This is a genomic window from Bacillus infantis, from assembly GCF_008180445.1.
Lineage (GTDB): Bacteria > Bacillota > Bacilli > Bacillales > Cytobacillaceae > Bacillus_AB > Bacillus_AB infantis_B.
Genome location: NZ_VTER01000005.1, coordinates 135288 through 157652 on the forward strand (window position 1 = coordinate 135288; position 22365 = coordinate 157652).

The 22365-nt window shown below is 48.2% G+C and carries 21 protein-coding genes; 8 read left to right on the forward strand and 13 right to left on the reverse strand.

Annotation, left to right across the window (positions count from 1 at the left end; all coding sequences use genetic code 11):
* Positions 1-49 precede the first annotated feature (49 nt).
* Positions 50-748 carry a Na-translocating system protein MpsC family protein gene (locus tag FZD51_RS10295; protein WP_148974687.1) on the reverse strand — a complete coding sequence of 233 codons (699 nt, stop codon included), beginning with the start codon at positions 746-748 and terminating at the stop codon, positions 50-52.
* 312 nt (positions 749-1060) lie between these two features.
* On the opposite strand from FZD51_RS10295, the gene FZD51_RS10300 reads away from it, so the two are divergent.
* Complete coding sequence (locus FZD51_RS10300; protein ID WP_148974688.1) at positions 1061-1759, forward strand: Na-translocating system protein MpsC family protein; 699 nt, start codon at positions 1061-1063, stop codon at positions 1757-1759.
* 123 nt (positions 1760-1882) lie between these two features.
* Positions 1883-2326, forward strand: a complete 444-nt coding sequence (locus FZD51_RS10305; RefSeq protein ID WP_187445703.1) for an anti-sigma regulatory factor — start codon at positions 1883-1885, stop codon at positions 2324-2326.
* Between the two features lie 103 nt (positions 2327-2429).
* On the opposite strand, the gene FZD51_RS10310 is transcribed toward FZD51_RS10305, so the two are convergent.
* The 5 genes from FZD51_RS10310 to FZD51_RS10330 all read right to left on the reverse strand — a co-directional run bounded on the left by FZD51_RS10310 (position 2430) and on the right by FZD51_RS10330 (position 9182).
* Positions 2430-3575, reverse strand: a complete 1146-nt coding sequence (locus tag FZD51_RS10310; protein WP_148974690.1) for a glycerate kinase — start codon at positions 3573-3575, stop codon at positions 2430-2432.
* A gap of 24 nt (positions 3576-3599) precedes the next feature.
* Positions 3600-4907 carry a GntP family permease gene (locus FZD51_RS10315; protein WP_148974691.1) on the reverse strand — a complete coding sequence of 436 codons (1308 nt, stop codon included), beginning with the start codon at positions 4905-4907 and terminating at the stop codon, positions 3600-3602.
* An 86-nt stretch (positions 4908-4993) separates the two neighbouring features.
* Positions 4994-6115 carry a sugar diacid recognition domain-containing protein gene (locus tag FZD51_RS10320; protein ID WP_148974692.1) on the reverse strand — a complete coding sequence of 374 codons (1122 nt, stop codon included), beginning with the start codon at positions 6113-6115 and terminating at the stop codon, positions 4994-4996.
* Positions 6116-6191: 76 nt separating this feature from the next.
* Positions 6192-7652 (reverse strand): carboxylesterase/lipase family protein, encoded by a 1461-nt coding sequence (locus FZD51_RS10325; RefSeq protein ID WP_148974693.1) that lies wholly within the window; start codon positions 7650-7652, stop codon positions 6192-6194.
* 72 nt (positions 7653-7724) lie between these two features.
* On the reverse strand, positions 7725-9182 hold the full coding sequence (locus FZD51_RS10330) for a protein adenylyltransferase SelO (RefSeq protein WP_148974694.1): 1458 nt from the start codon (positions 9180-9182) through the stop codon (positions 7725-7727).
* 270 nt (positions 9183-9452) lie between these two features.
* Between FZD51_RS10330 and FZD51_RS10335 the strand changes: the two genes are divergently transcribed.
* Positions 9453-10349: a 3-hydroxyacyl-CoA dehydrogenase gene (locus tag FZD51_RS10335; protein WP_148974695.1), complete on the forward strand. Its 897-nt coding sequence runs from the start codon at positions 9453-9455 to the stop codon at positions 10347-10349.
* Between the two features lie 401 nt (positions 10350-10750).
* Here the strand turns inward: FZD51_RS10335 and FZD51_RS10340 are convergent, their stop codons facing one another.
* The 4 genes from FZD51_RS10340 to FZD51_RS10355 form a co-directional block, all read right to left on the reverse strand.
* Complete coding sequence (locus FZD51_RS10340) at positions 10751-11458, reverse strand: M48 family metallopeptidase (protein ID WP_148974696.1); 708 nt, start codon at positions 11456-11458, stop codon at positions 10751-10753.
* A gap of 7 nt (positions 11459-11465) precedes the next feature.
* The gene (locus tag FZD51_RS10345; RefSeq protein WP_148974697.1) at positions 11466-11981 is read right to left on the reverse strand and encodes a YehS family protein; all 516 of its coding nucleotides are present in this window, start codon (positions 11979-11981) and stop codon (positions 11466-11468) included.
* Positions 11982-12047: 66 nt separating this feature from the next.
* A complete protein-coding gene (abc-f, locus tag FZD51_RS10350; protein WP_148974698.1) occupies positions 12048-13949 on the reverse strand; it encodes a ribosomal protection-like ABC-F family protein in 1902 nt (633 codons plus the stop codon).
* A 425-nt stretch (positions 13950-14374) separates the two neighbouring features.
* The gene (locus FZD51_RS10355; RefSeq protein WP_148974699.1) at positions 14375-15286 is read right to left on the reverse strand and encodes an aminoglycoside phosphotransferase family protein; all 912 of its coding nucleotides are present in this window, start codon (positions 15284-15286) and stop codon (positions 14375-14377) included.
* 382 nt (positions 15287-15668) lie between these two features.
* Here FZD51_RS10355 and FZD51_RS10360 point away from each other — a divergent pair, with 382 nt between their 5' ends.
* The 3 genes from FZD51_RS10360 (at position 15669) to FZD51_RS10370 (ending at position 17893) form a co-directional block, all read left to right on the forward strand.
* Complete coding sequence (locus tag FZD51_RS10360; protein ID WP_148974700.1) at positions 15669-16460, forward strand: transporter substrate-binding domain-containing protein; 792 nt, start codon at positions 15669-15671, stop codon at positions 16458-16460.
* Between the two features lie 63 nt (positions 16461-16523).
* A complete protein-coding gene (locus tag FZD51_RS10365) occupies positions 16524-17168 on the forward strand; it encodes an amino acid ABC transporter permease (protein ID WP_420886227.1) in 645 nt (214 codons plus the stop codon).
* Positions 17165-17893: an amino acid ABC transporter ATP-binding protein gene (locus FZD51_RS10370; RefSeq protein WP_148974701.1), complete on the forward strand. Its 729-nt coding sequence runs from the start codon at positions 17165-17167 to the stop codon at positions 17891-17893. The genes FZD51_RS10365 and FZD51_RS10370 overlap by 4 nt, the downstream gene beginning before the upstream one ends.
* 183 nt (positions 17894-18076) lie before the next feature.
* Here FZD51_RS10370 and abc-f (FZD51_RS10375) read toward each other — a convergent pair whose 3' ends face one another.
* Positions 18077-19738, reverse strand: a complete 1662-nt coding sequence (abc-f, locus tag FZD51_RS10375; protein ID WP_148974702.1) for a ribosomal protection-like ABC-F family protein — start codon at positions 19736-19738, stop codon at positions 18077-18079.
* A 306-nt stretch (positions 19739-20044) separates the two neighbouring features.
* On the opposite strand from abc-f (FZD51_RS10375), the gene FZD51_RS26125 reads away from it, so the two are divergent.
* Positions 20045-20209, forward strand: a complete 165-nt coding sequence (locus tag FZD51_RS26125; protein ID WP_187445704.1) for a hypothetical protein — start codon at positions 20045-20047, stop codon at positions 20207-20209.
* 7 nt (positions 20210-20216) lie between these two features.
* On the opposite strand, the gene FZD51_RS10380 is transcribed toward FZD51_RS26125, so the two are convergent.
* Together FZD51_RS10380 and FZD51_RS10385 are read right to left on the reverse strand one after the other, a co-directional pair.
* Positions 20217-21101 (reverse strand): aminoglycoside 6-adenylyltransferase, encoded by an 885-nt coding sequence (locus FZD51_RS10380; RefSeq protein WP_262380857.1) that lies wholly within the window; start codon positions 21099-21101, stop codon positions 20217-20219.
* A 19-nt stretch (positions 21102-21120) separates the two neighbouring features.
* Positions 21121-21630 carry a DinB family protein gene (locus tag FZD51_RS10385; RefSeq protein WP_148974703.1) on the reverse strand — a complete coding sequence of 170 codons (510 nt, stop codon included), beginning with the start codon at positions 21628-21630 and terminating at the stop codon, positions 21121-21123.
* Between the two features lie 180 nt (positions 21631-21810).
* Between FZD51_RS10385 and FZD51_RS10390 the strand changes: the two genes are divergently transcribed.
* Positions 21811-22311 carry a hypothetical protein gene (locus FZD51_RS10390; RefSeq protein ID WP_148974704.1) on the forward strand — a complete coding sequence of 167 codons (501 nt, stop codon included), beginning with the start codon at positions 21811-21813 and terminating at the stop codon, positions 22309-22311.
* Positions 22312-22365 lie beyond the last annotated feature (54 nt).

The following is a 22365-nucleotide window of genomic DNA, read 5'->3' on the forward strand; positions in this document are numbered from 1 at the left end:
TGTTCTTTTCGGCTTATGTCCGGCACAATTTGTCCGGTTCATTACTGCCTTATGTCTCATTGGGTTTGAGTATAAATGAAATAACACTGTTATCCAGTTCGAAATTCCAATCAACAAAAACGTCCTGTATCTCCGCTTCCAGAATACCAGAAAAATGAATATCATTGATAAGCAATTCACCTTCCAGCTGCCTTTTGGCAACCCGGAGCGTTTCAACAAAACCAAGGGCGATCAGCTGCTTTTCGATCGGCACCAATATCCCCTCGCGGATGACAACCAATGTGCGGGACCCGAGCATATAAGACTCAACCCGGTCCGGCGCTTTTTCAGCCTGCCTGCTTATGCTGATGATTTCTTCGTGGACCTTTTTCTTCCCTTTGTAGTCAGATTCTAAATCTTTGCCTTCAGCCACAATGGACGGGCCAACGCCGACAAAGACCCCTGTCTGCCTATCAAGATTCCAATCATAATACATATGCTGAATGTCTATATCCGTGATTGCTTTGATCTGGCCCCGCATTTCAGGATCCAGCGATTTCATCAGATATTCTCTCGTTGTCAGTACCGTCAATTCCTGGCCCTGGTCTAGAAGCACCTGCTCTGTTGCTGATATAAAGCCGCTTATATAAATAAGGACATATGGCTTTGATACCGTCACGTAAATGGCTTCCGGGCCTTTTCCAAACTTCTCCCGCAGCAGCTTGCCAAAGTTATTTGCCAGTTTTGTCTGCTGCGCCTTAATTTCCATGTTTCCGTCTACCCTTACACTTAGAAAGAAGCATCATATCCTCTCTCCTTTTTTCCATTTTAGCATCTGCCTGCCAGAAGGGAAACTCCTAAAAGGCAAATCTCCACAACATAATTTTCCCCTTTTTATCACAAAAAAAACATATTTTATGAATAATCTGTAAAAATATAGAGGAATATTTTAATTTTGGAAGAATAAATAAGTAGATCCAGTTTTTTACGGTATAATTGCATTATCTCAAGACTACACGATCCCCGTCCCCGCAGCTGAACGGATTTGGGATATGATGCCTGAATCTAAAGGATGGCGAGAATGGACATTAAGAAAAAAGAAAAAGAATTGGGATCTTTCATTGGACGGGTTTTGCGCGGCGCTTTCGGCAAGGGGCCGGGGGCAGTGTTTGCCACTATTTCTCCCCCTTATATCACTGTATATATGAAAGACTTTATGTCACAGATAGAAGATAGATTATTAGATACAGAGCAAAGCAAATATGTCGAGAAAATCAGGGACATGCTGATGCCCGCACTCATAGAGGAGATTAAGGTATATATCCAAATGGATATAGGCGTCACCATTGATGAATTCTATTATGACTGGAATCTGGAAAGCCATTCAGGGATGTTCGTCTGCATTTCAACAGAGGCAGCTCCTGAATACAGCCCGTACCAGAACCAGGAAGCTGTACATAAGGAAGTCATCCAAGTCAGCCTGGAAGCCGAAAAGGCCCCGGGTGAAGTACATTCCTCCCTGCTGAATCCCAGGACTCTGGTGATTATCCGGAATGAAATACTGGTAGCTGTTGAAAAAGAATTAATCCGGCAGGGCTATCCGGAGGTCCTCACTCTGGCCAAACGGGACTTGGAAAAAAGATTGTTCATGGAGCACAGGCCGCAGTTCGAGCGCTATTTGGATGCAGAGCTGGAAAATGTGTTTGCATCATGGGATTTTGAACAAGACAAAAGCGTGTGCCTCTTCATCTTAAAACCGAATAACAGCAGGCAGCAATGACCCAGGCGATAGAACTGGACATGAGCCAAAAGAAGGAAGCCTCCTTCTTTTGGCTCTTTTTTTAATAGACGATTGACCAAACAAATGCCAGAGCAAGAAATGGCAGTAAGGGGTTTGTCAGGCATGGAGAAATCAGCAGTGGTTCAAATAATAAAGGAGAATGATATCATTCTGGCCAGAAAGATGGGTAGAGAACTTGCTCTATCCCTTTACTTTAATCCCATTGATCAGGCAAGAATCCTGACGGTCATCTCAGAGCTTGCCAGAAACATCTACCGGTATGCAGGCAGCGGGCAAATTCAGTATGAGAAGCTCACAGCAGGAACTCAAATAGGGCTTCGCCTTACTGCCATCGATCATGGACCAGGGATTAAAGACATTCCGAAGGCACTGGAGCAGGGCTATTCCAGCAGCAATGGGTTTGGGGCAGGCCTGCCTGCTGTAAAACGGATGATGGATGAATTTCGGATTGATTCCAGCAAAGATGCTGGCACAAAAATCACTGTGGTCAAATGGAAGATGGAAATGTTTGAAGATATGTTTAATAACGGCTGTATAAGACCATGACGGGAAGGTACCATCCGGAAAATTAGAAGGTATAAAAAAATAAGACACAGCAAAAAGCGCCTGGACTTTCTAAAGCCACGGCGCTTTTTTATGATACCTTAAATCAAACCCTGCCTTTCCGTCCCAGTGACCAGACCGCTGCAATATTGGCTGCCGCCTGCTCCACATATTCCGCTGCGTTCTTAAAGGCGTCCTCAAGGAGGATTGCCCCGGGAACAATGCTGAAGACTGCGTCAATCCCATGCTCCCGCACAATCTCACAGTCCCTTGAAATGCTGCCGGCCAGCCCGATCACCGGAACGCCCGATTTTTTGGCTGTTCCGGCAACACCGATCGGGGTTTTTCCAAAAATCGTCTGTCCATCAATCCTGCCTTCTCCTGTGATGACAAGATCAGCATCTGCCACAATCTGCTCCAGCCCGGCAGCCGCAATGACAATATCGACTCCCCGCTTCAGCTCAGCCGGAAGGAAAGCCAGCAGTCCCCCGCCAAGGCCGCCTGCAGCTCCTGCACCAGGCACATCCTTGATTTTCTTCCCAAGATCCTTTTCAATCACACTAGCATAATGCGCCAGGTTTCGATCCAGAATTCCGACCATCTGAGGATCGGCGCCTTTTTGCGGACCAAAAATGGCGGAAGCCCCTTTTTCCCCGGTCAGCGGGTTGTCGACATCACATGCCACCTCAATCTTTATACCCGCAAGGCGTACGTCGAGCTGTGAAAGATCAATCGATGAGAGGCTTGATAGCGCACCTCCGCCCCCGCCGATTTCCCGTCCTTCTGCATCGAGCAAACGGGCGCCAAGCGCCTGAGCCATACCTGCTCCTCCGTCATTCGTCGCGCTGCCGCCGATTCCGATGATGATATGGGTGACTCCAAGATCAAGTGCACTCTTGATTAATTCGCCGGTCCCTTTTGTAGTTGTCACGAGGGGGTTTCTTTTTCCAGCTGGCACCAGGTGCAGTCCTGATGCCGCCGCCATTTCAATGACAGCGGTTTTTTTATCTCCCAAAAGGCCGAAGAAAGCTTCCACAGGCTCCCCGAGCGGTCCTGTCACCATTGCCGGGATAATGCTGCCGCCGGTCGCATCGACCAGTGACTGGACCGTACCCTCCCCGCCATCAGCCATCGGCACTTTCACATATTCAGCATGGGGAATGATGCGCTTGAAGCCTTTTTCGATACAGTCAGCGGCCTCCATGGCCGACAAGCTCTCTTTATAGGAATCTGGTGCAATGACAATCTTCATTTCTATCACTCCTGTTTTTGAATCTTATCCGAACAGCTGAAATACACCGTAAATGAGAGTTGACACAACCGCCATTGTGAGGCCGACCAGTGATTCGTACGGCATGACCTTCAAACGTTCTTTCATTTCCATATTGACGCTTCCGCCTGTTGCATGGAAAAAGCTTCCGTGCGGCAGATGGTCAAGGACTGTTGCTCCCGCATGGACCATGGCTGCGCCTGCTAACGCGCTGACGCCCATTTCGAGGATGGTTGAACTGAATACCTGGCTCGCTACAGCCGTACCTGCCGTTGTCGAAGCCGTGGCAGCCGACATGAAAATCCCGGATGCCGGCGCTAGCACATAAGCTGGAAGACCAACAGCATCAAGCCCATTTATAAGCACATCCTTCAGCCCGGAATTGGCAATGATCCCTGCCAATGTGCCTGTTCCAAGCAGCATGATGGCGACGCCTGTCATTTTTCCGAGTCCTGAGACGGCAAAATCATTAATCTTCCTTGCCTTGCCCATCACAATTGCTCCCGCAATCCCTCCAAGCGGCAGGGCAATCATCGGATCGATGCTGATATCAAATAATGGCCTCAATGCCAGCAGTATGATGGTAACGGCAGGTCCGATCAGCGCGGCCCAAAACGGAGGAAGCGCGCCTCCCGTGTGCGGGGCAACTTCGCTTGCAGAAATGGCAGTCCCTTTATTCACAAGCTTTCTCGCGATGAAATAGGTCATCGCGAGGCCGAATACGGCTGGAATGATCCCGGCTGCCATAATGCTGGTCAGCGGGATATTGAATGCATCTGATGCTGCAATGGCATTCGGGTTCGGCGACATAATATTGCCGGCCTTTCCTCCGCCAATCATTGCCAGCAATATCGCCGTTTTGCTGATAGCAGCTCTTTGCGCAATGGCCAGGGCGATTGGTGCAACCGTGATGACAGCCACATCGACAAACACGCCTACCGCTGTCAAAATCATCGTGGCGGCCGCCAATGCAAGCAATGCCCTCGTTTCACCGAGCTTCTTCACAATCGTTTCTGCAATGACCGACGCGGCGCCAGATTCAATCAGCACACCGGCCAGGACGCCGGCAGCCAAAATCCTTAGCACGGCCGGGATAATGCCTTTGGCACCCTCCATCATTAAAGTGACTGTATCGGTTATATTAACCCCGCCGACCAGGCCGCCGATTAAGGCACCGGCAATCATGCCATATGCCGGGGAAACTTTTTTCAGTATCAATAGTATGGCAACGGCTAAAGCGACTATGGCCCCTAAAGCGCTTACTTGAATGGTGGCTTCCAAGATGATTCCTCCCTTAAAAGATGTTACCTTCATTGTAAGCGTTTCCGAAAAGGTTTACATTGTTCAGAGTATAAAATAAAGGCCCGGTATTTCCGGACCTTTTTGTGCACTTGCACAATTCAGCTAAGCTGGTTTTGCAAGAGAGATAGATAGAGTTCCAGCAGATCCTTTATGGAGCGCGGATCTTTTCCGGTCAGCTCTTTGATCCGCTCCAGGCGGTATCTCAGGGTGTTGCGGTGTATATAGAGCCGGCTTGCCGCAGAGCTGCTGTCCCCATTTTCTTCAATATAAATCCTCAAAGTCTCCAGCAGCTCGCCTTTTTTGTCATGCTGATTTAAGTTTACGGCATGGTGCTGGAACGCTCCTGCTATTCCGAGCTCGGCTGCCCTGGCAACAAAGACTGGCAGCTTATAATCTTCATAGTAATAAAGTGCCTGGTGCGGGTCAATCTTCCTTCCCGCCTCCAGCGTATGTACAGCCTCCCGGTAAGAGATGGAGATCCCCTCCAAACCGGGATGATACTGGCCGATGGCCGCCTGACATGACAGCCCCTGTCTGACTGCAAGCCCGGAAAGCCACTCCTCCACCTGGTTCATGGTTTGGCCGTGATCCCAGTTTTCTCCTTTTATGATCACCTTTTTGAGCAGGACGATAAACTCGGGGTTCATCACATACAAATCATCCTTTTCCAGCCTGTCGCGGATCCATTTATAGCTTTTGGTCTGCTCATCGGCTGCAATGACGATTGCCGTCCTCGGGATTTCCAAGTCAATTCCGAGGCGGTCCGCTCTTTCAAAATAGAGCGAATCCAGATTTTCAATTCCAGACAGCAGCTGGCTTGTCAGCTCTTCTTTCAGTCTTTCATCCCACTGCATCTCATCCACCAAAACAGCCTGCTGAAGGATCATTTCGGCCGCCATTCTGACAAGCTCTCCGTAGCTTCTGATTTCTTCCGGCTCCCCCGTGATCCCGATTACGCCGATGATACGATCCTGGAAGGTGATCGGAAGATTGATCCCTGCCCTGGCGCCGTTCAGCCGCCCGGCCTCTGCTTCAGTAATTTCAAACCCGCGGCCAGCCCCGATCACCTGGACCGCCCCTTCATGGACAGACTGAATCCTTGCCTTATCACCGGAACCGATAATCACACCTTTTTCATTCATTACATTAATATTCCGGCCGATGATCTGCATCGTCCGATCCACGATTTCCTGAGCCAAAGCTCCATCCAGAAACTTCATTTTGCACCTCCTAAGGACGGAGGTGCCAGGTTTACTGTCCCGGCCTGTTGAGGAAGCGGGACAACTAACCCGGCCATTATCCCCGTCCGGTGATCAGCTCACGCTTTTCTTTGTAAGGGTCAGCTTCAACCCGGCTTTCACTGTCAAAAATATAGGTATAGCGATCCAGCGGCTGGTACGCCGGCCAATTCATGTCATTTCCTGCCGCATTCGGATTGCCCGCTTTGGCAAACGAAATCCAGGCTGACTGCATATGCCGGGAAAGCCTTTGAATGGTTTCATCCACTTGGACGCCGAGCCGGCTGAAGTAGAAAAGGTTTGAAAATACAAACGCAATCTCCAGTCCATGTGCTGCCTTGCCGACATGGGGATGCCCGGGAATATGCCAATCAAACCGGTACATCCAGACAGGAGCATGCTTTGTTTGCCCGGAAGCATACTCAATCGCAGGCTTCCAGAAAACAAAATCGGTCATGAACTGGGATTCCCCTTCAATGGTTGCCGGGTAGTGCCCTTTCACCTTTTCTGCCGCCTCCGGACCAATCAGCTTGGCCATCGCTTCATCTCTTGCCGGACCCGGCATCGGGGCTGAGTCCGGCCTGAAGAAAAAGGCCCCTTCATCATGATTGGTCCCGATCATGACAGGGATCCCTTCTGCTGCTCCTCCGCTGATTGCCTGCAATGGAGGAACCGGCAGTGTCTCTGCATCAACCGTTGGCTGGAAAATCATTCCCGGTCCCTGACCCGCGGTCACCAGCTCCGCTGCCTTCAAAATATCCTCCGCCGGCACTTCCTTTAATTTTTCCATGTTATGATCATCAATACCCAGCTGCTGCAGCACCGCTTTCGCTATCATGGAAGCCTCCTCCGGCGGGATGATCTGCGATGCCCCGCTTTCCAGGATGGCCTTTTGAAACAGCCCCTTTGCAGCAGGCATGGCCAGTAAAGAGGCGATGCTCATTGCACCTGCCGACTCCCCGAACACCGTCACCTGTTCAGGATCCCCGCCGAATGCTTCAATGTTTTCCCGGACCCATCTTAATGCCGCAATCTGGTCCAGTAATCCAAGGTTCGCTGTATAACTGCTGTCCAGCCCGGCAAGATGCAGGAAGCCGAATGCGCCCAGCCTGTAGTTGATGGTTACGACAATAACCCCGCCGTTCTCCGCCATACTTGTCCCATCATAGAGCGGACTGCTTCCTGCACCTGACCTGAAGGCGCCGCCATGAATCCATACCATGACAGGAAGCCCTTCCCTTGGACCTGCCGGTGCCCATATATTCAAATACAGGCAGTCCTCTGACATATTTTCAGTCGGGGCTCCAAGCATGGCTGCTATATCTTTATTTTGCGTACAAACAGGGCCAAATTCATTCGCCTCGAGGGTTCCTTCCCATGCTTCAGGCGGCTCGGGAGGATGAAAGCGCAGCTCGCCGGCCGGTTTTTTTGCGAAAGGAATGCCTTTCCATACTGTTGCAGCCCGGCCCTCCGTTCCTCTGACTAAACCCTGCTTCGTTTTCACGATGGCTGAATCCATTCACACACACTCTCCCTTTGGATTTTTTCAAAAAAAGAGCCATGCCCCATGATCGGGGCAAGCTCCTGCTGATCAGGTTCCGCAGTAAGTTACATAGCCTTTTCCATCATCATCTGGACCGGTGCAATATTCCTCTGCAGCCTCCGCATGGGCATATGGCTTTGCCAGCACGTTCAGGAGCCTGCCCATCAGACTGTAGTCTCCTTCAACAGCCGCCTCAAGGGCCTCTTCCACTCGATGGTTTCTCGGGATCACTGCCGGATTGCTGTTTTGCATCAGCGTTTTGATGTCTTCTGGTGCCCTATCCTGTTTTGCCAGACGGGACTTCCATTTATCATGCCACCCGGCAAACCCCGGCTTGCCCTCTAAAGCTGTTTCCCTGCCGATCGTTAAGGCCCTGAAGGTGTTCGTAAAATCGGCCTGATGATCCTTCATCAGGGAAAGCAGTTCATCGACGAGCGCTCCGTCTTCTTTTTCAACAGAGAAGATCCCGAGCTTTGCTCCCATACCTTCCAGCCAGTTGCCCTGGTAAATGTCCATAAAACCGGAAATTTCCTTCTGGGCAATCTCAACAGCCTGGTCCTGATCATCATGCAGAAGGACCAGGAGGCTCTCCGCCAGACGGGCCAGATTCCAGCCGGCCATGTACGGCTGATTTCCGTAGGCATAGCGGCCCTGCACATCGATGGAACTGAAGACAGTTTCAGGATTGTAGGTGTCCATAAAGGCACATGGACCGTAATCGATCGTCTCGCCGCTGATCGTCATATTATCGGTATTCATGACTCCATGGATGAACCCGGCCAGCTGCCATTGGGCGATTAATGAAGCTTGGCGCCTGATGACTGCTTTAAGGAGTTCCAGATAAGGCTGCTCCTCTCCTTCAATTTCCGGGTAATGGCGGCTGATGGCATAGTCTGCCAGCGCTTTGACATCTTCCTTCTCCCCGAATTGAGCAGCGAATTGGAAGGTCCCGACACGGAGATGACTGTCAGCTATCCTTGTTAAAATCGCACCGGGCAGCATGGTCTCCCTCCGGATCATTTCCCCTGTCGTTACAACGGCTAGGCTCCTGGTCGTCGGGATTCCGAGGCTGTGCATCGCTTCGCTTATGATATACTCGCGCAGCATCGGGCCGAGTGCCGCCCGGCCGTCTCCGCCGCGGGAATAAGGTGTCCGCCCTGAGCCCTTCAGCTGGATGTCAAAGCGGTCGCCTTCCGGGGTGATCTGCTCGCCGATCAGGAGCGCACGCCCGTCCCCCAGCATATTGAAGTGGCCGAACTGATGCCCCGCATATGCCTGTGCAAGCGGCGCCGCTCCTTCAGGCATTTCATTTCCAGCCAGAATGCTGATGCTTTCAGCACTCTGAAGCTCTTCATCATCCAGTCCCAGTGAAGCGGCCAAAGGCCCATTTAGAATGGCCAGTTCCGGCGCCTCCACAGGATTGGGATCCTGGCTTGTAAAGAACATCTTCGGCAGGCGTGCGTAGCTGTTATCTAACTTCCACCCTGTTCTATTGCTGTTAGTCATTGTATCCCCTTTACGTTTTTTGACATAAAAATCCCATTAACAGTCGATAGTTTTATTATACCCTTTCCGTTTTCAGTTGACGCGCAGAATGCACGGGAGGAATGATTTGAAAGTCTGAAAATTGCGTAACTGCTGTACATCATCTTTTTTAAACCGGGCATATAGTCCTTTTTACCCAAGCATTATACTTCTATAATTTCTCAGATTAGGTCTATAATAAAAGTGGTAATACAACTAAAGAACGATATAAATAGAAAGGGAGTTTTTTCTATGAATTACAAGAATGTAACCGTTGCCGGAAGCGGCGTGCTTGGAAGCCAGATCGCATTCCAGACGGCATTTAAAGGGTTCAATGTATCTGTATATGATATCAACGACGAGGCACTTGACCGTGCAAGAGATAGAATCGGGAAGCTGAAGCCGCGCTACCAGGAGGACCTTGGGGCCAGTGAAGAAGCAGTAAATTCAGCCTATGAGCGCATCTCCTTCCACAGTGACCTGGCTGCTGCGGTTGCTGATGCCGACCTCGTGATTGAAGCAGTTCCAGAAGTGGTGCAGATTAAGATTGATTTTTACACAAAGCTCGGGTCTGTGGCACCTGAGAAAACCATCTTTGCCACTAATTCATCTACTCTATTGCCAAGCCAGTTTGCTGACGCGACAGGCCGTCCGGAACATTTCCTGGCACTGCACTTTGCGAACGAAATCTGGACAAACAATACAGCAGAAGTAATGGGACATCCAGGCACAAGCAAGGAAGTATTCGACAATGTCATCGAGTTTGCGAAAGCAATCGGCATGGTTGCGCTGCCTGTTCACAAAGAACAGCCCGGCTATATCCTGAATTCACTGCTTGTTCCATTCCTGGAAGCAGGCCAGAAGCTGCTCTTGAACGGAGTCGCCGATCCGGAAACCATCGACAAAACCTGGATGATAGCAACCGGGGCGCCAAAAGGCCCATTCGCCATCCTTGATATCGTCGGCGTCACAACTGCCTACAATATCGCAAACGGCAAAGGCCAGGCCGGCATGGCAGAATCCGCCAAACTGGCTGAAATGCTGAAGAGAGATTATATCGACAAAGGCAAGCTTGGAAGAGAAACAGGCGAAGGATTTTATAAATATCCAAACCCGAGCTATATGGAAGATGATTTCTTAGACAGCTGATACTTTGAAGAAAGCTGCCCGATTGCGCTTAGTGTGCTGGAGGGCAGCTTTTTTTGTGTGGGTTTGGGGTGGAGTATTTGGATGGATTCAGGTTTCGGACCGGGAAATGATGCTTTGAGCAGATGGTATTTGGTGAATTTAGCTTTAGAAAGCGCCTGCCGGCAGCAATTTTACATTCTCACTCCTAAATAGAGGGTATGTTTGCGGACTGGATAATGTTTATTAGCAACTTTTTCAATATATTAGTAAGTTTTGGGATTTATTAGCAACTTTTCCTTTTTATTAGCAACTTTCCAGATATATTAGCAACTTTCACTTTTTATTAGCAACTAGCCCAAAATCACCCTCCCCGCCAACTAAAAAACACCAGCCCAACAAGGCTGGTGTCCCCCAAACTCCGCTCAAACCGTCATCTGCCAGCTTGAAAGAGCGAGCCATCTCTCCTGCTCTTTATAATCCGGCATCAGCTTGCCCACAAGGCGCCAGAAGGAGCGGTCATGGTTCATGTGCATCATATGGCACATTTCATGGATCACCACATATTCGATCACCTTCGGCGGAGCCATCGCCAGCTTCCAGTTGAACGTAAGCCGGCGGTTGGAGTCGCAGGTTCCCCATGTAGTAGAGCTGTCGGAGATGCGAATAGATTGCGGCTTCATTTTGAAATGCTGCTGATTGGCCTGGATGTTTTTTTCAACAAGCGCTTTGCACTGCTGATAGTAAAACCGCTTCAAGGCCTGCTGAATCTGTTCATCCCCTGGCTCTTTCACAAAAATGCGCAGCTTATCTCCGTCCACTGCAGCATAATCCTGCTCACCCCCGACATCCACGGTCACTTCAATAGGATAAGATTTCCCCAGGTAGAGGAACTTCTCATCCGGGTCGTAGCTCCGCTCCTTCGGGCCCTCCAGCCGGTCCTTCATTTCCTGGGTATTCTCCAGGATCCACTCCCATTTTTCCTCAACCAGCTTCAGCACACTTTCATCCTTTGTGCCTTTAGGGACGCGGATTTCAATGTGGCCGAGAACATCAATATAAATCCCGGCCGTTTTCCTGTTTTTATGGACAATCTGAAAACTGATTGTTTCCCCTTGGTAGGTGTGCAGCATGATCCTGTCATTCTCCTCTATATTTAACCGTCAAGCCTTTTAAGAAATTACGGGCAAAATTGTCTCCGCATTCTTTATAGTTTTTATGGCCTTTTTTCCTGAGAAAAGCGCCCAGCTCGCCTTTAGTCACTGTGAGCCCTGCCAGCTTGAATACATCGAGCATATCTTCACTTGTCAGGGACAATGCTATTTTCAGCTTTTTCAGCAATAGATTATTCGGATGTTCATTGTAAGACAGCTTGACCTGCGGCGCTTCCGGCTCACCTGGCCTTGGTTCCTGCCGGCCGCGCTTAAAAACAATATATCCATTCAAAAACGTTTCCAGCATGTCATCTGTGCACGGAATATGCCTATCCGTTGCAGCTGGAGCTTCATCATCCTCCAAAACCGGGGACTTTGTCAGAATCAGCAGCACTTCCTCCCGCGTAAATTCCATTCCGCCCAGTTTAAAAATTTCTACAACATCATTATTCTTAATATCCATTGCATATCTGCACCGAATCAAAATATCATTATTATCCACTTTTACACACTCCTGTAATACCAGGGCAGGCACCTGCCCCAATTTATTGATGAACCGGAGGAACTCTCATCCCAGCCAAAGCCCGATGGCTTCCTCCAGTTCTTTATTTATTTCCTCTTTCCTGCCATACAGCAGATTGAGCCTGTCATAATCACTTCCGGCCTCTATCATGCAGGCATCAATCTCTTTTAATTCCTGCTCAAGCCGCTGTATTCTTGCTTCAGCCTTCTCAGCTGACGTCTCCTGTTTTACAGAAGAATGCTGATTATTCTTTTTCTCCTCAGGCACTGGCATCACCTGGACGGCTCTTTGCTCTTTTATCATTTTATAGGAATCATAGTTGCCTGGATAGTTTTTCAGCGAATAATCTTCAACTGCAATCACTCTTTCGCTGATTCTGTTGATAAAATAGCGGTCATGCGAGATGAAGAAGATGGTTCCTTCAAAGTCTTCCAGCGCATTCTCCAGTGTTTCGATCGATGGGATATCCAGATGGTTGGTCGGCTCATCAAGGATCAGCAGATTGATATCCTGGTATAGCAGCATCGCCAGCTTTAGCCTGATTCTTTCGCCGCCTGACAGCTGCTTCACCTTCGTGAAGACACTTTTTTTATAAAACATGAACTTAGCCAAATACTCGCGGGCCTTTCCTTCAACAATCGAAATGCCCTCGCGGAAGGCTTCGAGTACGGTCAGCTCTTCATCATTGAATACGATTTTCTGCGGCAGATAGGCAGCCTGCACATTGGCGCCAAGCTCCACCTTGCCTCCATCTGGCAGTACCTCGCCAAGGAGCATCTTCAGGAAGGTGGTTTTGCCGCTGCCATTCGAACCAAGCAGACCGACTCTTTCCCCATATTGGACCAAAAGGCCGCTGTTTTTAAAAATAACCTTGTCATTAAAGCTTTTGCACAGCCCGTCAGCTTTGATGACTTCTTTGCCTGAGCGCTGGGCGGTTTTAATATCAAGCCGCATATTTCTTCGTTTAAAGACCGGCTTTTCAATGATATCCATTTTATCAAGCTTCTTCTGGATACTGGCTGCCCGCCGGAAGAATTTATTGTTATCCGCCCTCATCGCCCAGTCGCGGAGGTCGGACACCGTCTTTTCCATCCCATTGATCTTTTTCTGCTGCTCACGGAAATGCTCATATTGAATGCGCATATTCTCTTCCTTCTGGCTGATAAAAGAAGAATAATTGCCTTTATAAGTGATCGATTCCATGTCCTCAATCTCAATTATTTTAGTCACAGTGCGGTCAAGGAAATACCGGTCATGCGAGACGATCAGGACAATGCCCTTACAGCTTTTCAGATAACCCTCCAGCCACTCGATCGCTTCCATATCCAGATGATTCGTCGGCTCATCCAGCAGGAGAATATCAGGATTGTGGATCAGCAGCTTGCCGAGCACAACGGTCGTTTTTTCCCCGCCGCTCAATTGATCAAAATCATTGTTCAAAAAGCTTTCGCTGAATTTAAGTCCGGTGCAGACCTTGCCGAGCTTCTCTTCCCGCTCGTAGCCTCCCCTCGCCTCAAGCTGCATAACCAGATCGCTGTATTGGTTCAACGCTTTTTCAAGCTCCTTATCTGTGAGCACCTTCATCTGCTTTTCCAGTTCACGCATGCGTGCTTCAATCTCATCGATTTCTTCAAAAGCAAGATTCAGTACATCCTTCACCGTCAAGCCCGGCGGGAAAACCGGCGACTGCTCCAGATACGCCTTGCTAGCCCCCCTGGGAAAATGAATCAGCCCTTCATCATAGCCGGGGCTGGATGTCTGCGGATAGCCCGGATAATAATGCATCTTTTCAATTCCCGCGATCAGCTTCAGGATGGTGCTCTTTCCGCAGCCATTGGCCCCGACAATCCCAATCTTCTCCCCTTCAAACGCTTCAAGCGATACATTCCTCATGATCAGTGTGGCTTCCATATATTTTTTGATTCCGTTCAATTTTAATTCGAGCATCTTTTATTCCTTCTTTCATCCATATTGGCTGCTACACTTTTATGGACAAGGCAAAGAAGATCTTCCAACTATTCAATTTTCCGCATATAAAAAGGCTGCAAGAAGATATCCCTTCCTGCAGCCTGGATGCTATTATAATTTATCGCCATCTCAGCCTGAAATGCGCCCATCACAAATAAGCCCATTTCAGCCTCTGGAGCAGCCTATAGCTGCCGGACTGATCCCGTAAATTATAAACCCGGTCGAGTAAAGTAAGTTTCCTTCTAATTTGCCATCATTCCATAAAGACCATAACAAATAGACCTAATCAGATTAGGCATTTTAACACTCAATACAAAATTCATATTAATTTTAAAATCAATTAATATTGGCAATTAGTTGGTTCCATAAACTTACTTCACCCCTTCATAATTTTCTGTATTATCTCATGTTATCCTTTTTTTGTAAATGACCGAAGAGAGCCTTTTAAGCTTTGCAATCCCGGCCTCCCAGTCCATTTTCTTCCCGTTAAGGGCCGCATAAAGCAGATTATGAAAAATAGGCTGGAGTCCGTAAAAGCTTTGAACCCTTTTAAAGAGGGCATCTGCTGATTCATTCGTCTGATACCAGGACAGGACCTCGCTGGTAAAGTCTTCGCCATATGCCCAGTAAATGCCCGCAAAGTCGAATGCCGGGTCTCCAAGCTGGGCATCGGTGAAATCTATGATCCCGCTGATACGGCCGTTCTTTTCGCTGTAAATAATATTGGAGGCTGTCAAATCACCATGGATAATAGATTTTTTAATAGAATAGCCGGGTAATGCGTCCAGAAAATCTCTGAATATGCTATCAATCAGGTCTTTTTCCATGCGTTTTAAATAAGGGAAAATTTCCTGCTGGACAGATGAATACAGGGATTCCCAGTACTCAAATGTATGAAGGGTTTCAAGATCCATAGTGTCTGCCTCGGCAGGGTCTATAGAGTGCAGCTTAGTTAAAAAATCGCCTAACACCCTTGCATTTTCCTGGTTATTCTTGAAGGAGTCCGTACTAATATCGCCTAGCATCCTGCCTTCGAGATAATCATACCGGACACATTTTAACATTTGATTCTGATACAAATATTCATAATCCGGCAACTGCAGGATGGGATGTTTCTTTTTCAGCAGATGCAAGAGCTCTCCTTCCGCCTCTACTTTTGAGATCACATTTTCAGATTTCGGAAACCTGAAGACAAGACTTTCATTAATGATGACGATATCGTTATCCCAGCCCTTATCATTTGCTTGATACTTTATTATTTTTAAATCTGGATATTCACCCGAAATGAACTCAAGATATTCTTCTTTCTTTTGCATATTAAATCCCAGCTTTCCTCTTTTTAAGGTATCTTCATCTCACTTCTCCACCTCACAAACATTACAACGGAAACCCGTTTAGGGTGATAATAATAAGACCACAGAATACGTGCGTAAAATACCATCAAAGCTTCACAGCAGACTCTCCCGTTTTTTTCCAATTATAGCATAAGAGACGCAGGTACTGAACCTTTTGCCCCTGCCTTTTCCTCTCACATAACTGCGTCACAAAGCCCTTCTCCTGTCCCAGCACGATGCAATACTGAGACACATTACCCACCCAGCACTCCCGCTGAAAGCCTTTTCCTTTGAAATCACCTGTAAACTTTTGCTAACATTGTTAATGTAGGGAATTATCAAACAATAGATTCGGAGGGGTTAGATGAAAAAAATACAATTATTCAGCTTTTTAATGATAGTGATGCTGATCCTGGCTGCGTGCGGCTCAGATGATGCAGACAGCAGCGGTGATGGAGACGGCTCCGGTGATGACGGAAGCAAAACCTACACGGTTGGGACGGATACAACCTATCCTCCGTTCGAGTTTGAAGAAGGCGGCGAGTATAAAGGGATTGATATTGATATCATCAATGCCATTGCAGAGGAAGAAGGCTTTGAAATTGAATTGAAGCCTATGGATTTTGGCGGCATCATCCCGGCCATCCTGGCTGACCAGCTTGATGTAGCCATCGCTGGCATGAGCATCACAGATGACCGCAAAGAAAAAGTCGATTTTTCAGACCCGTATTTTGATGCCGGGCTGACCCTTGTTGTATCAGAAGATAACAGCGACATTACCAGTATAGACGATTTAAAAGGGAAAGTGGTCGCCGTTAAGAATGGGACAACAGGCGCGGAGCATGCCGAGGAGATTAAAGAAGAAGCCGGCATAAAAGAAGTCCGCCAATTCAATGACAGCCCGTCCATGTTCCAAGAAGTGGCCAATGGGAACGCAGACGTGCTGATTGAAGACTATCCGGTTATTGCATATGCCATCAAAACAAGCGGCCTTGACCTGAAAACCGTCGGGGACCGCCTGACCGGCGACCAGTACGGCATCGGTGTAAAAAAAGGCGAGAACCAGGAGCTGCTTGAAAAAATCAACAGCGGCCTCCAGAAGATAAAAGATAACGGCACATATGATGAGATTTTAGGCCGCTATCTGGAAGAGTAAGAATTTGCTCAGCGCGCTCCCCAAAAGCGCGCTGTCTTTTTCGAGAAAGAGAGGAGCAGCGATTTGGACATTTTCATGGAAGCCCTTCCCGTCTTATGGGCCGGGCTAAAACTGACTGCATATATTACCGTACTCGGTCTGCTGTTTGGATTCATCATCGGGCTGATCACCGCACTTTTCCGCCTTTCCCCGATACCGCCTTTAAGGTGGATCGCCATTTGGTTCATCAACTTAGTACGGGGAACACCTTTCCTCGTTCAATTATTTTTTATTTACTTTGGATTGAATTCACTTTCGTTCATTTCGCTTGAGCCTGTTACGGCAGGTATTGTCGGCGTTGCCATCAATGCAGGCGCCTATATAGCTGAAATCGTCCGGGCCGGCATCCAGTCCATCGATAAAGGGCAGACAGAAGCTGCCCGGACACTGGGGCTGACCAGTACGCAGACCATGCGCTACATCATCCTGCCCCAGGCTTTGAGAAGGATGCTGCCGACATTTGTGAACCAGGCGATCATCAGCCTGAAAGACACCTCCCTCCTGTCGGTCATCGGAATCGCCGAACTGACTCAAAGAGGGCAAGTCGTCGTATCAGCGACCTATGAACCTTTTAAAATATGGGGCATGGTCGCGCTCATGTATTTCATCCTGATCTACCTGCTCACCAAGCTCGGTGACTTTATTGAAAGGAGATATCAGCTGCGATGAGCGTAATCCAAGTCAATAATCTGAAAAAATCATTCGGCGAACTCGAAGTATTGAAAGATATCAGCACAGAGGTCAAAGAGCAGGAAGTGGTCTGTGTCGTCGGCCCATCAGGCTCGGGAAAGAGCACCTTCCTGCGGTGCCTGAATAAACTCGAGGAAATCACGGATGGCCATGTCATTGTGAATGGAAATGACATAACCGACCCAAAAATCAACATTAATAAAATCCGCCAGGAAGTCGGGATGGTGTTTCAGCACTTCAACCTCTTCCCTCATAAAACAGTGCTGCAGAATATTACGCTGGCCCCTATGAAAACGAAGGGCATCGACAAAGAAGCTGCAAAAAAGAAAGCCCTCGAGCTTCTTAGAAAAGTAGGTCTTGAGGAAAAAGCAGACAGCTATCCCGGCGAATTATCCGGCGGGCAGAAGCAGCGTGTTGCCATTGCCAGGGCACTTGCCATGGAACCAAAGGTGATGCTGTTCGATGAACCTACCTCTGCCCTTGATCCTGAAATGATTGGGGAAGTCCTTGAGGTTATGAAGGACCTTGCGCAAGAAGGCATGACCATGGTCGTCGTCACTCACGAAATGGGATTTGCCCGTGAAGTCGGGGACCGCGTCATCTTTATGGACGGCGGATATATCGTCGAAGAAGATGTCCCAGGCGAATTATTCGGCAATCCCAAGCATGAACGGACTAAGGCTTTCCTTGGTAAAGTGCTGTAGGCCGGGGGTGTGAATACAACAGGAAGGAGCCCTGCTGCGGCGGCAGGGCTCCTTTTGATTTGAACTTTTGAAAAGGCGAGTTGCTAATATATCTGGGAAGCTGCTAATAAATAACGAGAGTTGCTAATATATGGGAAAAGTTGCTAATAAAATCAAAAACTTGCTAATATATCCGGAAAGTTGCTAATATCCGTCCCTGGCAGCCTGCCTCAGCCCACCAAGCTCCCTTATCCGCCTGCTGAGTTCATTAAATTTCCGGTCCAGCTCCTGATATTCTTTGCCTTTCGGCGTCATAAAGCTGAGCTTCCCCAGCACTTCCTGCCTTTCAGTTTCAAGCCTCATCCTTAGCTCCTCCAGGTCATCTCTTGTTTCCGGTTCCTGGCCGAATTGCCTTTGAATAGTTCCGCCTGCAATCACGAGCTTGCTGCTGGTTATTTTCTCAAGAAAATAGCGGTCGTGCGACACGGCCAGAAGTGTCCCTGGATATGCTGACAGGGTTTCTTCAAGCTGTTCGCGCGACGGCAGGTCAAGATGGTTGGTCGGCTCATCGAGAATCAGCACATCTTTTTCCTCCAGTATATACTCCATCAGCTTGCACTTGACGCGCTCGCCCATGCTCATATTTCTGATTGGCTCCTTCCACTGCGATGCCGAGAAGCCGAGATGCTTCATCAAGGTTTGAACCTTACCTCTTTCAACAAACGTTTCCCGGTAAAAAATCTCCTCCGGCGCCTTTTCGAGGGGCAGATCGAATACTTCCTGCGTCAAGTAGCCGACACTGGCGGCCGGCGACATCCAGACCTCTCCCTCTGCTGTTTCCTTCCCCATGATTATTTTCAGGAAAGTCGTCTTCCCGCTGCCGTTCGGCCCTGTTATGGCCACTCTTTCGCCATGCTGGACGGTAAAATGCGCCCCTTCAAACAGCCTGCGCCCATCAAATGATTTTGCAAGATCCTTCACTTCTAAAAACCGCTTGCCCCGCTTTGTGTTTGCCGAAATCGAAAAGCAGACCTCATGTTCAGGCGCGACAGGAGCTGCCTTTGATTTTTCCAGCTCCTTTTCCAGCCGCTTCCGTTTGGATTTCACCTGTGAATCAAGGCGCTTCGCCTTCACGCGGTGATATTCCTTGAAGCCTTCCTCTTTTGTCGATTTAGCATGGCCGGTGTTTGCCCATGCGCTTAGCTCATTCAGCTGCCCCTCGATCTGCTCGACCATTTTCTGCTGCTTTTCATATTCCCGCTGCTGTGCTAGCCTTTTCTGCTTCCGGACCTCCATATAACTGGAATAATTCCCTTTATGCTCAATCAGCTGCTTATCCTCGATCGACCAGATTTTAGAAACCGCAGCATCCAAAAAGTGGCGGTCATGGGAGACGAGGATGATTGTCCCTTTATAGGCTGCAATCTGTTCCTTTAAAATTTCCATGCTCTGCTCATCCAGATGGTTGGTCGGCTCATCAAGGAGCAGAAGGCCTGCATCTGCCGCAAAGCCTTTTGCGAGACGGGCCTTCAGTTTTTCCCCGCCGCTCATCCGCACATAGCCCACAGCAGGAACCTGCCATTTTTCCAGCAGCTTAATTTCCAATGGAGATTGCTGCCCGGATATATAAGATTCTGTTTCCTGCTCTATCATCAGGATCTCCGCTTCTGGTCCGACCCACTGAATCTGCCCGCTGGAAGGCTGCCTCTCACCAGTAATCAGCTGCAGCAGAGTGGATTTTCCGGCTCCATTTTTCCCGATGATGCCGATCACTTCTCCCTGCCGGACACTGCTATTCACCCCTTCAAACAGGCTCATATCCATAATTTCATAGCTAAGGCCATTCAGCTTCAACATTTCCTTCATACTCTCATCCCTCTCTTTAAGGGAGAACCAAAAAAATCCTCCCAATTGAATTGGAAGGATTAGCCGTACCTTTGCATCAGCAAATAAACCATTATCATAATGGCTGAATGATGTATAAGTGAAAAATGGGCAGACTAATCCTATTTTTTGTGTGAATTGAAATATGCTATTTCAATCGAGAAAAAATAAGATCAGTTATCCATCGTCCACCCATCATTCCTTTCGCACTTAGTTGGATATCAGTATACCACAAAATGGCGGAACATTGTGATATAATACGTAAAATAAGGAAAAGGAGGATACCTGATGTCTGGAAAAAAAGTAGCCGTATTCATCTTTGTTGGTGTTTTGGCTTTGGTCATTGTTTTGTTTGTTGTGATGAATTTGTTTTTCAGTTATATGGAAACCAATGATGGTACGGAGGATACTGCCTTCAATACTCCTTCTGTCTATATTGCGGACAAGTTATAGAGGATAATTATCGAGCCTCACACTGGCCGCTGCTCTTGGCTATAAAGAGACTCCACCAGCCCTGCCGCATATGCATCCCTTCTTCAGGATAATGGAGATTCATTATTACACAGACATCTTTGGCAGTTTCTCTGAAAAAGCTCATCGTATTATGCAGGGCTCTCCAGACATCCTCTTCTTCATAAACTCCATAAAGGTTTTTATAGGCAGCCACGGTCTCAGGATCGGCCCATTTTTCAAAAAAGCGGTTGCCGTGCCAGGTGTCAAAAGCAGGACCGTGATTAAGCCTGGACTGCGTCCTTACCAGCTCCATGAGCAGATGCTTCATATAAGAGTCACCTATCGATTTTGCGTCAAGCAGCTCCCCCCGCCTGATTTTCTTTGCAGCCAATACAGCATGGTACCAGAAATCATGAATAACATTCCCTACCTCCTCTGAACCACGCATCTGAGGGGCAGGCAGTTTTTGGGGAGCCTGACGAATCAGGGTTGTAATGGTGCCGTCCTTGTCGAACAGTACCCTCACACCCTTTGCAAAAACGCCAAGCGGCTCCGGATCCTGCTCAAGCTCCGGCAGTGCGGAAACCGGGAAAAAAGCAAAGTCGACATCAAGCCCCTCTTCAAACAGGACCCTTCTTTCCTTTCCTCCCCCAACGGCAGTATTCTCAAGGAACGTCAGATAATGCTTCCCTATTTTCCCCAGCCAGTCTGTATCATCAAGAAAAGCAGCCGGGTTTTCCACGATAGCCACAAGATCAAGGTCGGAATACTCGTCAGACGGCACCTCTGTTCTTGCCCTCGAGCCCACAATAACCGCAGCCCGAATTCCTTCATTGTTTTCCGCCATCTCTATAAATCTTGCTATTATTGTTTCATATGTAAGTTTCTCCATTGCTGACAGCTCCTTTCTACTAATACTCTTCAATTCCCAGCCTTTCCTCCAGCTCCCCTTTCTGCCGGAGATGATGCCGGAAATGCATTTCAGCCAGCTGGTGCCACTCCTTGGCGCTCAGCCAGCCGAAACCTCCATGCTCTCTTTTTAGGCTTGGATGGATTTTATGCAGGGTTTGCCTCGATACTTCTATTCTCTTCTCCAGATTTTCAAGTCTTTCGAGCAAAGAAGCTGAAGTACCTGAGTTGTCCGGCGGCTGGTTCATCTCATCCGGCAGCCTGATTTTAACAGGCGGGAAGCCTCCTTCCCTGAACAGCTTTTCGCCAAATTCCGTTTTCCCTCTGCCCTGTACAGGCTCAGCATTAGCGCACGCTTCCGCTTCATCCAAATACTCATCGGCCACCACAATCACATGATCATACATCTGCGCCAGAGACCACACACCCTCAGCCGGAATCTGCCTCAGCTGCTCCAAAGTATACTTTCCGAGGCTCTGTTTATAAATCTCCATGACACTCTGCTCCGCCATCGCTCCCGCTCCTTTCCAAAGTCCCTGACTCTACTATTCTCCACTCCAATCGGCAAATCCTTGTGAGGCCGGGGGGACAGGTCCCTTGGCCCAAAAAACAAGAAATATTAGCATTTCAAAAAGCAGAGTCTCCTGCTAAAGTTAATATGATCCATCTATTTGAAAACAGGAGGCTTCTTCATGCTTGGCATTAAAAACTATAAGCCAGTTTTCTACGGAGACTCTTTGGAATTCATAAACAATCACGGCAATCGCCTTAGATCCATGGTTAATAAAAATCTATGTGAAATGTGGACTGTCCACGAAGTTTCGAGCGGTGAATTTTGGAGTGATTGTCCAGTCGTCTTACTAATAGGAGGACAGCAGCTGGAGTTTTGTTCGTTTAAAGATCAAATCGCTGTAAGCTGGAATGCAATTGATTTAAACGAAAGTATAATATGGTATGGATCCAGGGATTTAAGACTTGAATGGCGAAAAAATGCGATAAAAGGGACTTCTGCTTTCACCGGCAGTCCAGTCGAGGGGGCAGACTTGATTGAAGCAGCACAAGAAGGTCACCCCATCACACTAAGAGGATTAGGATTAAAAACCGCTAAAGGCTATATTGCGCTATTTAATGAGTTTGATGAAACAGTTCTTACTTTTGAAAAAAATGAGGAGTGTCTTTATACAGAAATCTAAGCCAAGCTTAAGCACGGTACTGCTCATCAATGTTCTACTAACTATGATAATAAA

Excerpts from the sequence above, each read along its gene's own strand:
- FZD51_RS10295 (WP_148974687.1), bottom strand. The coding sequence starts at position 748 with ATGGAAATTAAGGCGCAGCAGACAAAACTGGCAAATAACTTTGGCAAG.
- FZD51_RS10300 (WP_148974688.1), top strand. The coding sequence starts at position 1,061 with ATGGACATTAAGAAAAAAGAAAAAGAATTGGGATCTTTCATTGGACGG.
- FZD51_RS10305 (WP_187445703.1), top strand. The coding sequence starts at position 1,883 with ATGGAGAAATCAGCAGTGGTTCAAATAATAAAGGAGAATGATATCATT.
- FZD51_RS10310 (WP_148974690.1), bottom strand. The coding sequence starts at position 3,575 with ATGAAGATTGTCATTGCACCAGATTCCTATAAAGAGAGCTTGTCGGCC.
- FZD51_RS10315 (WP_148974691.1), bottom strand. The coding sequence starts at position 4,907 with ATGAAGGTAACATCTTTTAAGGGAGGAATCATCTTGGAAGCCACCATT.
- FZD51_RS10320 (WP_148974692.1), bottom strand. The coding sequence starts at position 6,115 with ATGAAGTTTCTGGATGGAGCTTTGGCTCAGGAAATCGTGGATCGGACG.
- FZD51_RS10325 (WP_148974693.1), bottom strand. The coding sequence starts at position 7,652 with ATGGATTCAGCCATCGTGAAAACGAAGCAGGGTTTAGTCAGAGGAACG.
- FZD51_RS10330 (WP_148974694.1), bottom strand. The coding sequence starts at position 9,182 with ATGACTAACAGCAATAGAACAGGGTGGAAGTTAGATAACAGCTACGCA.
- FZD51_RS10335 (WP_148974695.1), top strand. The coding sequence starts at position 9,453 with ATGAATTACAAGAATGTAACCGTTGCCGGAAGCGGCGTGCTTGGAAGC.
- FZD51_RS10340 (WP_148974696.1), bottom strand. The coding sequence starts at position 11,458 with ATGCTGCACACCTACCAAGGGGAAACAATCAGTTTTCAGATTGTCCAT.
- abc-f (WP_148974698.1), bottom strand. The coding sequence starts at position 13,949 with ATGCTCGAATTAAAATTGAACGGAATCAAAAAATATATGGAAGCCACA.
- FZD51_RS10355 (WP_148974699.1), bottom strand. The coding sequence starts at position 15,286 with ATGCAAAAGAAAGAAGAATATCTTGAGTTCATTTCGGGTGAATATCCA.
- FZD51_RS10360 (WP_148974700.1), top strand. The coding sequence starts at position 15,669 with ATGAAAAAAATACAATTATTCAGCTTTTTAATGATAGTGATGCTGATC.
- FZD51_RS10370 (WP_148974701.1), top strand. The coding sequence starts at position 17,165 with ATGAGCGTAATCCAAGTCAATAATCTGAAAAAATCATTCGGCGAACTC.
- abc-f (WP_148974702.1), bottom strand. The coding sequence starts at position 19,738 with ATGAAGGAAATGTTGAAGCTGAATGGCCTTAGCTATGAAATTATGGAT.
- FZD51_RS26125 (WP_187445704.1), top strand. The coding sequence starts at position 20,045 with ATGTCTGGAAAAAAAGTAGCCGTATTCATCTTTGTTGGTGTTTTGGCT.
- FZD51_RS10380 (WP_262380857.1), bottom strand. The coding sequence starts at position 21,101 with ATGGAGAAACTTACATATGAAACAATAATAGCAAGATTTATAGAGATG.
- FZD51_RS10385 (WP_148974703.1), bottom strand. The coding sequence starts at position 21,630 with ATGGCGGAGCAGAGTGTCATGGAGATTTATAAACAGAGCCTCGGAAAG.
- FZD51_RS10390 (WP_148974704.1), top strand. The coding sequence starts at position 21,811 with ATGCTTGGCATTAAAAACTATAAGCCAGTTTTCTACGGAGACTCTTTG.